The organism is Paenibacillus sp. GCM10012306 (assembly GCF_042649265.1).
In the GTDB taxonomy this organism is placed as follows: domain Bacteria; phylum Bacillota; class Bacilli; order Paenibacillales; family Paenibacillaceae; genus Paenibacillus_AQ.
In genome coordinates this window covers 438,877-449,008 of sequence record NZ_JBHRYW010000004.1, presented here as the reverse complement: position 1 = coordinate 449,008, position 10,132 = coordinate 438,877, and the positions used below count along the sequence as shown (strand labels likewise).

At 50.4% G+C, this 10,132-nt stretch carries 9 protein-coding genes; 3 read left to right on the top strand and 6 right to left on the bottom strand.

All coding sequences use genetic code 11. The annotated features are described in order from the left end of the window. Positions 1-348: 348 nt before the first annotated feature. From ACFORK_RS12755 to ftsE, 5 genes are all read right to left on the bottom strand, one after another. Positions 349-1,656 carry a PDZ domain-containing protein gene (locus tag ACFORK_RS12755; protein ID WP_379199335.1) on the bottom strand — a complete coding sequence of 436 codons (1,308 nt, stop codon included), beginning with the start codon at positions 1,654-1,656 and terminating at the stop codon, positions 349-351. 79 nt (positions 1,657-1,735) lie between these two features. Beyond that, on the bottom strand, positions 1,736-3,208 hold the full coding sequence (locus tag ACFORK_RS12750) for a S41 family peptidase (RefSeq protein ID WP_379199333.1): 1,473 nt from the start codon (positions 3,206-3,208) through the stop codon (positions 1,736-1,738). Between the two features lie 118 nt (positions 3,209-3,326). Beyond that, positions 3,327-4,628 (bottom strand): murein hydrolase activator EnvC family protein, encoded by a 1,302-nt coding sequence (locus ACFORK_RS12745; protein WP_379199331.1) that lies wholly within the window; start codon positions 4,626-4,628, stop codon positions 3,327-3,329. Positions 4,629-4,694: 66 nt separating this feature from the next. Beyond that, positions 4,695-5,609, bottom strand: a complete 915-nt coding sequence (ftsX, locus tag ACFORK_RS12740) for a permease-like cell division protein FtsX (RefSeq protein WP_379199329.1) — start codon at positions 5,607-5,609, stop codon at positions 4,695-4,697. Next, a complete protein-coding gene (gene ftsE, locus ACFORK_RS12735) occupies positions 5,599-6,285 on the bottom strand; it encodes a cell division ATP-binding protein FtsE (protein ID WP_066378748.1) in 687 nt (228 codons plus the stop codon). Before ftsE ends, ftsX begins: the two co-directional genes overlap by 11 nt. Before the next feature lie 207 nt (positions 6,286-6,492). Here ftsE and ACFORK_RS12730 point away from each other — a divergent pair, with 207 nt between their 5' ends. Together ACFORK_RS12730 and ACFORK_RS12725 are read left to right on the top strand one after the other, a co-directional pair. Then, entirely contained in the window at positions 6,493-7,923 is a 1,431-nt protein-coding gene (locus ACFORK_RS12730) for a VanW family protein (RefSeq protein ID WP_379199326.1), read from the top strand. Between the two features lie 166 nt (positions 7,924-8,089). After that, positions 8,090-8,497 carry a CBS domain-containing protein gene (locus ACFORK_RS12725; RefSeq protein WP_379199324.1) on the top strand — a complete coding sequence of 136 codons (408 nt, stop codon included), beginning with the start codon at positions 8,090-8,092 and terminating at the stop codon, positions 8,495-8,497. 53 nt (positions 8,498-8,550) lie between these two features. Here ACFORK_RS12725 and ACFORK_RS12720 read toward each other — a convergent pair whose 3' ends face one another. Then, positions 8,551-9,150 (bottom strand): DL-endopeptidase inhibitor IseA family protein, encoded by a 600-nt coding sequence (locus ACFORK_RS12720; RefSeq protein WP_379199322.1) that lies wholly within the window; start codon positions 9,148-9,150, stop codon positions 8,551-8,553. A 172-nt stretch (positions 9,151-9,322) separates the two neighbouring features. Here ACFORK_RS12720 and ACFORK_RS12715 point away from each other — a divergent pair, with 172 nt between their 5' ends. Then, positions 9,323-10,102, top strand: a complete 780-nt coding sequence (locus ACFORK_RS12715; RefSeq protein ID WP_379199319.1) for an alpha/beta hydrolase — start codon at positions 9,323-9,325, stop codon at positions 10,100-10,102. Positions 10,103-10,132: the final 30 nt, after the last annotated feature.

The following is a 10,132-nucleotide window of genomic DNA, read 5'->3' as shown; positions in this document are numbered from 1 at the left end:
CATGAAGTCGCCTCGTTTCCACTGTTTGTAGGGGTACAAACACTGTAACGAACGGGCGGCTTTTTTTCTACCTTTTTTTGGCTAATCAACAGGCCTAGAAAAGATCCCGTTATTTTCACCCCTTAGCCTCGAAAACCATAAAAAGCGCCGGATTAACGGGACTTATTCCTGTTAATCCGGCGCTTTATGCCATTTCACGTTATTTAACAGGATAATTTCCTGTTAAATGCCGACTCAGAAGTTCTACTTTTGCAAAGGTAGAACGAAGGCCTCATTGGTTCTCAAGTCCGCGCCTTCCAAAGATTCAACTAATCGTCAGCACTGGAACGCCCTGCTCAGCTAAGTTGCCTAATCCGCTTTGGATTCAGCAGCGGCTTTAGACCGTTTAAGATCATTGGCCGCAGACCGGTTGCTGCGGCTGAGGCTTGTCCGCAGGCTGATGATGCCGAAGATACTCGTCGGCTTAGCCAGCGCGATGGTCGTCTCATCCGGCTCTGGCGCAAGGATAATGCCGAGCTGATGATGATCGCCATCATAGATAGCGGTCTGCAGGTACTTGCTCTCGCCTGCCCGGTTCTGCACCTCCAGCTTGCAGAACGCCGGGTTCTTGCGCAGCGCCTCATGTAGCTGCGCGGCTTCGGTCAACAGGACCCCGTTGACCTTAAGCAGGACCTCGCCGGGCAGGATGCCCAGCTCCTGCCCGGGGCTGCCCGGCAGCACGGCCAGCACCTTGCGGCCGTGCGGGGGATGCACGAAGATGGGACTGCTGCTGCGCTCTTCCAGAGCGCTGTACCAGTATAGCCCTTCGTGCAGAAGGATCGCTGCGAGCGCCGCGAGCAGTGTCAGCGGGCTCCACCAGAAGGCCAGCAGGCTGAGGCCCAGCAGGACGCCGCTGTAGATCAGCAGCCGCCCTGCCGTACGGGCGACTTTTCGCCCCGGCAGCAGGCTGTGCGTCATCTCGCTGAAGCCGATGATGACGGGCAGGGACACAATGCCCAGCCCGCCGCCCAGCAGCGGCTGCCATGGCAGATCACCAGTTCCGGCAGCAGCAGGAACCAGCAGGAACAACGGCAGTGGCCAGAACGCTTGCAGTTGGAAGCCACCGACGACCTTGCCACGCTTACCTTTCAGGAATAGCGGCGAAGCCAATCCGGGCCCCTGCCAACGTGCCAGCAGGGCCTCAGCGAGATGCAGCAAGGCGGCCAGCACCAGCAAGGCTGGAATGTCCATTTCCCGCAGACCGGTAACTAGAGTCCCGATTGTCCCTGTCTGGAAAGCATTCGGAAAGAAAGAAAATACGAATTGTATAATGCCTAATATGCCTATAGCATAGGCAAAACATAGATAACGGACACGAATCAGCAATAAAAGCAAAGTAACAATCCAAATACAGGCTACTGCTGGGCCAGAGATTGAAACACCCAGTAAAACAGCAGCAACGGATACCAGAAGCCCCATAACCAGGCCACTCCAGACCGTACGCCAGATTTCCTGACCCTGACTGTGCAGCTTCACATGAATGAGCTTCCGCTCCAAGGCTACCTGTCTTCGGTAATACAGAGCAACAAAGATAAGAGCAATATAGTAATAGGGCTGAATCAGCAAATTCAAAGCTGCCTTGCCCAAGCTTCCCAACAGTTCCAGCATCACATTCAACCGTTCGTCACGCTCCTTTTCGTCCGGCTACTACATTTCTCCTAAGTCAAAGAAAAAAAGAAGGCTGAATTCAGCCTTCTTACTTGTTCGACGATGCCGACTTGATTTCCTTCTGAATCTCTTCAATTCCCTTATTCCGTTGATTATCATTAGCCGGATTTTGGATAGCCTTGATTAGCGCCGCTTCCAGACTCTCCGCAGTCTTGGTATCGATAGAACCTGTGACTGATAGCTTGGCTGAGCTCTGGAATTTCTTCACCGCTTCTTTGGTAGCAGCGTCGAAGTATCCATCTTTGCGGCCCGGTTTATAGCCTAGCCCATCCAGCATAATCTGCGCATTCTTTACATCTGCGCTGTTCATGTTGTACTGCAGAGTCACGCTCTTGTTGATTGGAGCCACCGAGAAATAGTCTGGCTGAGACACTGCAATATCTGGCTTGATACCTTTGCCATGAATCCATGTACCGTCAGGTGTCAGCCATTTGGCTATAGTGATCTTCAGCAAACTGCCATCTCCAAGCTGCTTGTCGAAGCTGGTCTGAACTGTGCCCTTACCGAACGAGTTATCGCCGATCAGCTTGGCGCCTGCGGACTGCTGCAAGGCCCCTGCCAGAATTTCCGATGCGCTTGCGCTCCCTTTGTTCATTAGGACCACAACCGGATAGGCTTTGCTGGATCCTTTGGATTTACTAAGCTCACGATTTTTGTTCTTGTCTTCAACTTGTACAATGGTTTTACCTGACGGAACGAACTGCTCCGCCATCTGGATCACTACAGGTAGCACACCGCCGGGATCGTTACGAACATCGATGACCAGTCCCTTCATCCCCTGCTTCTCCAGTTTGTCCAGTTCTTCCTTGAACCGCTCTGCTGTGTTCATGGAGAATTGGGTCACCTCGATGACACCGACATTGCCCTTCTCCAGCTTGGCGTAGACGGTCTCCAGCTTCACATCATCACGAGTGATGGCAAACTCCAGCGGCTCTGCAGAGCCGGCACGCTGAATTTTAAGCGTAGCCTTGCTGCCTTTAGGACCGCGGATTTTGGCAACCGCCGCATTAAGTTCCAGACCCTCTAATGACTCGCCGTTAACGGAGAGAATTACGTCTTTGGCCTGAATACCTGCCTTTTCAGCAGGTGACCCTTTGATCGGCGACACCACGACAACTTTACCATTCTCCGAGGAGACTTCGGCTCCAATTCCGGAGAACGAGCCTTCGATGCTCTCCTCGAATTTCGCCGCCGTTTCTTTACCCATATAATTGGAATAAGGATCGCCCAGCGCTTCCATCATCCCATTAACAGCACCGTCGATCAATTTGTTCCGATCTACAGTTTCATAATAATTACTCTCAATCAATCCCAGGGCCGTGCCCAGCTTCTTGGCTTCCTTCTGATCCAGACCGCTGTTTCCGCTCAGCGCAGAGGATAATGCACCTTGCCCTGCAGCTTGTCCGGAAATTTGCATATAACCGGTCACACTCAGGGTCAGCAAGCTGCCGCACAGTAGGGCGGCGACCATCAAAAACGCCGCTGTGCTTTTCTTCAACATCAGTTCCCACCGTCCCTTCTTGTCCCTCTCTCGAACCTTGCGTTTTACCCGTTCAGCATAGAACGGTATCTCTTCCAGTATATGCCCTATGTCCAATTAATATTTATAAGTCCGGAAATTACAAGTACGGCATCGGATTAACAGGCTTACCGTCGATCCGAACTTCAAAGTGAAGATGGGGACCCGTGGAACGTCCGGTAGAACCGGACTCCGCTATGACCTGACCACGACTGACATGCTCACCGACTTTAACCTTGATTCCGCCATTACGAATATGGCCATACAACGTCCACATGCCGCCGCCATGATCAATAATCACACAGTTTCCATAACCGCTCCACGATTCCGCTACTATTACCGTACCGGAGTCTGCAGCATGGATACTGGTTCCCTGCGGAACAGCAAAGTCCGTCCCAGTATGCAGCTTGCCTACTTCTCCCGTAACCGGATGGGTTCGATAGCCATAAGGAGAAGAGATTCGCGCTCCACCTACAGGTCTCAAGAGCGGACCGTCTCCGCCTGCATACGCTGTATAGTTTGAAGACTCCGCAGCCTTTGCAGCCTTCGCAGCCGCCGCAGCTTTTTTCTTGGCCTCAGCCTCTCTGCGAGCAGCTTCTGCCTTGGCAGCGGCTGCCTTCCGCGCCGCTTCCTCCGCTTTAAGCTTATCCTTTTCCTTCTCTAACGCAGAGCGCTGACTAGCAAGCTCTACAAGCTTTTCGTTCTGTTCCTCACTGATATCATCCGAATCTTGAATTTCCTTGTCATAGTAAGCAATAAGTTCGTGCTTATCCTTTTCCTTCTCCTTCAACAGACTGCGCTGCTCCTCCAAATCGGTATACAGCTGCTTGGCCTGTGCGTACTTTCCTTCCAGCTCTTGCTTCTTATCGATGACAAGCTGCTTGTCCACCTTATGTTGCACCAGAAGATCCTGATCCTGATCAACGATCAGCTTTAGGGAATCCGCCCGGTCCAGAAAATCAGTGAAGCTATTAGAGGAGAGCAGCACATCCAGGTAGGAAACGGCTCCGTCCGTATACATAAGACGTACCCTGGACTCCAGAACCTTTTCTCGAGAAGCAATACGCGCTTCCGCCTCATCCAATTGAGCAGCCGTCTGATTCAGCGATTTCTCGGTATCGGCAATTTTCCCAGAAATCTCGTTCATCTTTCCTTTAACGATATCTACTTGCCCAAGCACATATTTCAAATTCATATTCGTCTTGTTCTTATAGTGCTGTGCTTCCTGATTGCGCGAAGCAGCTTTCTCTTGCTGCACTTTGGCGTCCTTAACTTCTTGCTGCAGCTTCTTGAGCTGCTTGTCGATTTCGGCGACACTCTTTTTGTTGGCAGATCCTTCAGAGGTTCCGAACATAGTGACAGTCAGCAATAATACGGCTAACCCGGCAGCAATCTTCTTCAACTCGCACTCCCCATCCTTTATCCAAAATCAAAAATTAAAAGCTTGGCTAGAACCTTAGCAATCTCGTTATACCTTCAAAAACTTGCGAATGGACACGGTACTTCCCCAAATACCAATCAGCATACCCAGCCCGACCAACAAGCCGCACAGGAGTAGCCAGATCTCACTGAACGGGATCAGCCTCAGCCCCAGCATTGGGTCACCCTGCACAGAAGACAACAGACTGCTGTAACCCGCGTAAAGCAGGCCCGAGGTAACCAGTGAACCAATTAATCCAATCAGTGCCCCTTCTATAAAGAACGGCCAGCGAATAAAATAATTTGTCGCTCCAACCAGCTTCATAATGCCGATTTCTTTGCGACGAGCCAAAATAGTTACGCGAATCGTATTGGAGATCAAGAACATGGACATCAGGCCCAATCCTGCTACAAAAATAAAACCAATATTGCGCACGGCACGCGTTACTTTAAACAGCGTCTCGATCGAGCCCTTTCCGTAATTCACCTTATAGATTGGTTGCTCTTCATGAGTCTCGTTCAACGCTTGGATCTTCTCAGCTACAAAAGGGACGGTAGTCGGTTCAATGACCTCTACTACCAACTTGTCCGGCAGCGGATTGTTGTCCTCATCGAAGCCTTCAAGAAGCTCGGCGGCGTCCGCACCCATATCTTCACGGAATTCCTTGAGTCCCTGTTCCTTGGAGACAAAAGTAATCTTGCTAACCTCCGGCATGCTACCAATCTCGTTCTCAACCGTCTCACGCAATTTCTGGTCGGTATTCAGCGCCAGATGAACATTGATCTGGACCTGGCTGTCCGCCTTATCCGCGATAGCGTTCACATTAAGTACAAGCAAAATAAAGACACCTAGAACGAACAACGAGACGACAATTGAGGTGATGGAGGCTATAGACATCCAGCCGTTGCGGAATACGTTTTTAAAGCCTTCCCGCACGTGTCGCAAGAAGGTCTTAAAACTCATAACCATATTCCCCTCTCACTTGGTCTCTCACGATGTTGCCGTTCTCGATGGCTAGAACCCGCTTGCGCATTTTATTAACAATGTCACGGTTATGCGTAGCCATGACGATTGTAGTACCACGGAAATTGATCTCGTCTAGCAGTTGCATAATGTCCCAGGAAGTCTCTGGGTCAAGGTTACCGGTAGGCTCATCCGCAATAATAACTGACGGATTATTAACAATCGCCCGAGCGATAGCAATCCGCTGCTGCTCACCACCTGAGAGCTGTGAAGGTTCCCGATTGGCTTTATTCTTTAGACCGACCAAATCTAGTACTTCATTGACTCGCTTCTTGATAATTTTCTTCGGAGCTTCAATAACTTCCATTGCAAAAGCAACGTTCTCGAAAGCCGTCAGCTTCGGAAGCAGCCGGAAATCCTGAAAGATTACGCCAATGTTACGGCGCACATAAGGGATTTTGCGCGGCTTGAGCTTGCCTATATTGAAACCGCCCACGGAAATCTGCCCTTTGGTCGGCATCTCTTCTCTATAAATTAATTTCATGAAAGTTGACTTCCCAGCACCAGACGGACCGACAACATATACGAATTCGTTACGGTCAATCTTGACGGACACGCCCTGCAGCGCATGAGTGCCATTGGGGTACGTCTTCCACACATCCTGCATTTCGATCACTCTATCACTTCCCGATTATGACATATTCCGCCGTGAAGTCTTCGACAGGGTCTAGCCCAGACTTCCATAAACTGCACTTTACAGCAGGCGTCTCTATTGTAACAAATCCGTTACCCCTTGAGTACCCGAAAGTTTTACATTGGCCGCACATATACTTGAAATATTACGGTTTTCTTAACCAATTCAACCCCTCAAGAGGAGATTCCTATGAAAAAAATTCACGCAGCCCTCATTGCATTAATCAGCCTTATACTGGCAGGTTCGCTAATCATTGGCGGACTTCATCTGTATACAAGTCAGCGCACATTACCTGAAGGAATCAACCTGGCTGGCTGGGAGATTGGCGGTATGGATATTGATGATGTCCGCTCCGGTCTTGAGCAGCGACTTCACGCACTCGAAGCCCTACCCCTTGTTCTGAAGGCAGACGGTGCTGCGGATCTTGCCCCCTCCCTGAAGCAGGCAGGGCTGACCTACAATGCCCCGGCTTTTCTGCAAGCCCTTCAGGAGCTTAAGGAAGGAAATCTGTGGGACCGCTTCAACGCCCGCCGCAGCTTTCCCCATAATTGGAGCCTGACCTATCGTTTGGACATCAAGCAGCTTAAAAATATCCTCAGCCCAGCATGGGAGAGGTCCTCCTTCGGCGTTCCGGTGGATGCAACCCGGGTTATTACCCCTGGCGATCAGGTGGTCTATACACCGGGAACCAATTCACTTGAAGTGAACTGGCCTGCCCTGGAGACTACATTGCAGGCCGCGGTTCCAACAGACCTCCAACAGCTGGAGGAGCTGCAGAGTACCCCACTGGTTCTGGAAATCCCCTTAAATGTGCTGGAGCCAGAGATAACCTTGAAAGATTTGAAGGATCAGGGGGTAGAACGTAAGATCACACAATTCAGTACTTCACTCGGCTCAAGTGGACCGGGTCGCACGCATAACGTAGATGCCGCTGCCAGAGCTGTTAACGGAACTATCCTCCCGCCGGGTGCTGTATTTGATTATGGCAAGGCCATTGAAAAAGCCCGCCAGGAGTATGGCTTCCGCGAGGCACCGGTCATCGTCGGCGGTAAGCTGCAACCCGGTACGGGCGGCGGGATTTGTCAAGTATCCAGTACACTATACAATGCTGCGCTGCGCACTGGACTTGAGATTGTGGAGCGGCGCAATCATTCCGTACCCGTCAATTATCTGCCAAAAGGACAGGATGCTACGTTCGCTGAAGGGTATATCAACTTCCGCTTCCGGAATAATACTGGCAAGTACATCATTATCCAAGCCGAGGTTCAAGGGCGTGCGTTGACTGTCAAGCTGTTCGGTACATTCCCCAAGAATGTCCGCTATGACATCCAATCAAAAACGGTGGAAATTCTGCCACCGAAGGATATTTTCGTCCGCGATACCTCCCTGTCGCCTGGTAGCTCCCGCGTAATCCAGCAGGGTAAAACGGGATATGTAGTCGAGACTTACATCACCCGCTATGTCGACGGCAAGGCCGCCGAGACTACCAGATTGTCCCGTGACGTCTACCCCGCACAGAAACGGCTGATCGCAGCCAATCAGCCCGGTGCGGGCCATTACCCGACACCAGAAGCGACAGAGCGGCCTTTCATGGAGGATGGCGTGCGCAGCAGCCAATAACAGCTATCAAAAAACGGCCGGACCCGCGAGGGTTCGACCGTTTTATTTTCATATTCGTGTACAGGCAGTCGGTCTGTTTTTACGGGTAAATTACGCAGAGAACCATCGCAGTTTACGATTAAGGAGTACAGTAGGAATACACCCGACTTTGAAAGGATGACTTAGAATGACTACAGCTATTCTCAACGATCTTGCAGGATTGATTCGTACTGAACCTGCTGTCTATGCTTCCCGCACTTGCCGCGAAACGCTGCGTGTGATGTTCCAGCATCCCGAAGCCAAAAGCATTGTCGTCTGTAATGCAGCCAACGAGCCATTGGGACTATTGATGAGCGAACATTTCTTCCTACGGGCTACCGGCCGAGTGGGCGCAGATTCCTTCTACAGCGAGCCAGTCCTGAAGCTCATGAACAAGACTCCGCTGATGTTCGATATTGAAGCCCCTCTGGAAACCGTGATGGCGGCGGCTACCAACCGTCCTACCGAATTCAAAGATGATTGCGTAATTGTTACCCGTAACGGAAAATATGCCGGCGTTGCCTATCCGTCCGATCTGCTCCGCTGCCTGCAGTAGAGCTTTTTTTATTTGTACTATCAAATTCTCCGCTCTCCACTCTAGTCTCTCTCTTAAAAAAGAGCATTCGGTGACACATCAATTCTCCAATATCCCTCTACCTTCTTCAGCTTCACAATTACATCCGTACTTGTCCCTTGATTCTTATAAGGAACTTTCAGTTCAAATACTGCGGCTAACGCATTTTTGGAGACCATCCGGGCGCTAGCCTTTTCAAAATCCAGCGATGACCCTAAATCCCTGTTCACTTGCGCCATCCTTCCTTCATGATCCATAAACTGTGACCGGGAATAGTAAACTGCTGCGTTGTGTGTAAACGCCTTTTTTAAATAATTCAGCAGTTTCTGCTCTGTACCAATGTCACTAGAGAGATAACGATATTCCTCGCCCTTATACTGAAAAATCTCCCGTTTGTAATCGCCCCCACCCTGGCTGGCATAGGAATAGATAGCCTTCGCATGTATTAGCAGTGGAATGATGCTCTTCTCGGTCAGATTGTTAATCGTTGCCGGACCTTCCTTGCCGGGTATCGAGGCCCCCACCGTTTTTACTAGATGGTTTGCGGTGGGTGTTGAAGCAGCCATCACCCCTCCTCCCGCCGACAGCAATCCCAGGGAAAGAGTCAATGTGCCAATCATCCATTTTTTATTCATCTTGTATTTCCTCCCTTTCAAAGCAAGTCAAAAAGTGCGCTTAAAGATGCTTATTACACCCCGTAAGCTAAAATACCCAATCCATCCCCCCATGAAAACGCTAATCGGAGCGTTCGACGTTTCATCTCATCTTGGGACTATGCTATGATTTGTGCTGGGAGGAGAATATACAATGGCTTTGATTGAATGTAGATTTTATTCGGAAGTGTTAGGTCTCAGCACCTCCATGACTGTAATTTTGCCGCAAAAGACAACCTCACAGATTGGTATGAGCAATGTAACGCGGGGTGAGCTGCATCCTACGCTGTACTTGCTGCACGGCTTGTCCGATGACGACTCCATTTGGCTACGCCGGAGCTCCATCGAACGATATGTTGCCGAAATGGGGATTGCTGTGGTGATGCCCCAGGTGCATCGCAGCTTTTATACGGATATGGCCGCGGGAGGCCAGTACTGGACCTTCATCAGCGAGGAATTGCCTGCGCTGGCACGTTCTTTTTTTCCGCTCTCGCATAAACGTGAGGACAACTTTGTAGCGGGATTATCGATGGGTGGGTATGGAGCATTCAAGCTGGGACTGCGCAAGCCCGAAAGCTTTGCAGCGGTGGCCAGTCTGTCAGGTTCACTGGATATGGTACAGTATTTAAAGAATACGGATGACCCGGCTGCCAACAAAGAGTATCAGATGATTTTCGGCGAAAACAGCATTGAAGGCACACCAGACGATCTTCTGTGGCTCTTGAAGGAATTGGATCAGTCCCAAGGACCGAAGCCTGCCTTTTATCAATGCTGTGGAACAGCGGACTTCCTTTACGAGAACAATCTGTCGTTCCGGGACGCTTGCCGCAAGACTTCCCTATCGCTGACTTATGATGAAGGCCCGGGAGAACATGAATGGGGTTATTGGGATGCCAAGATCCGCGATGTGCTGAACTGGTTACCACTTAAGTAAATAGATTTTTTTATGCAAAAAAAGACTGTC

Coding starts and splice junctions, on each gene's coding strand:
- ACFORK_RS12750 (WP_379199333.1), bottom strand. CDS start 3,208: ATGTTGAAGAAAAGCACAGCGGCGTTTTTGATGGTCGCCGCCCTACTG.
- ftsX (WP_379199329.1), bottom strand. CDS start 5,609: ATGAGTTTTAAGACCTTCTTGCGACACGTGCGGGAAGGCTTTAAAAAC.
- ACFORK_RS12730 (WP_379199326.1), top strand. CDS start 6,493: ATGAAAAAAATTCACGCAGCCCTCATTGCATTAATCAGCCTTATACTG.
- ACFORK_RS12725 (WP_379199324.1), top strand. CDS start 8,090: ATGACTACAGCTATTCTCAACGATCTTGCAGGATTGATTCGTACTGAA.
- ACFORK_RS12720 (WP_379199322.1), bottom strand. CDS start 9,150: ATGAATAAAAAATGGATGATTGGCACATTGACTCTTTCCCTGGGATTG.
- ACFORK_RS12715 (WP_379199319.1), top strand. CDS start 9,323: ATGGCTTTGATTGAATGTAGATTTTATTCGGAAGTGTTAGGTCTCAGC.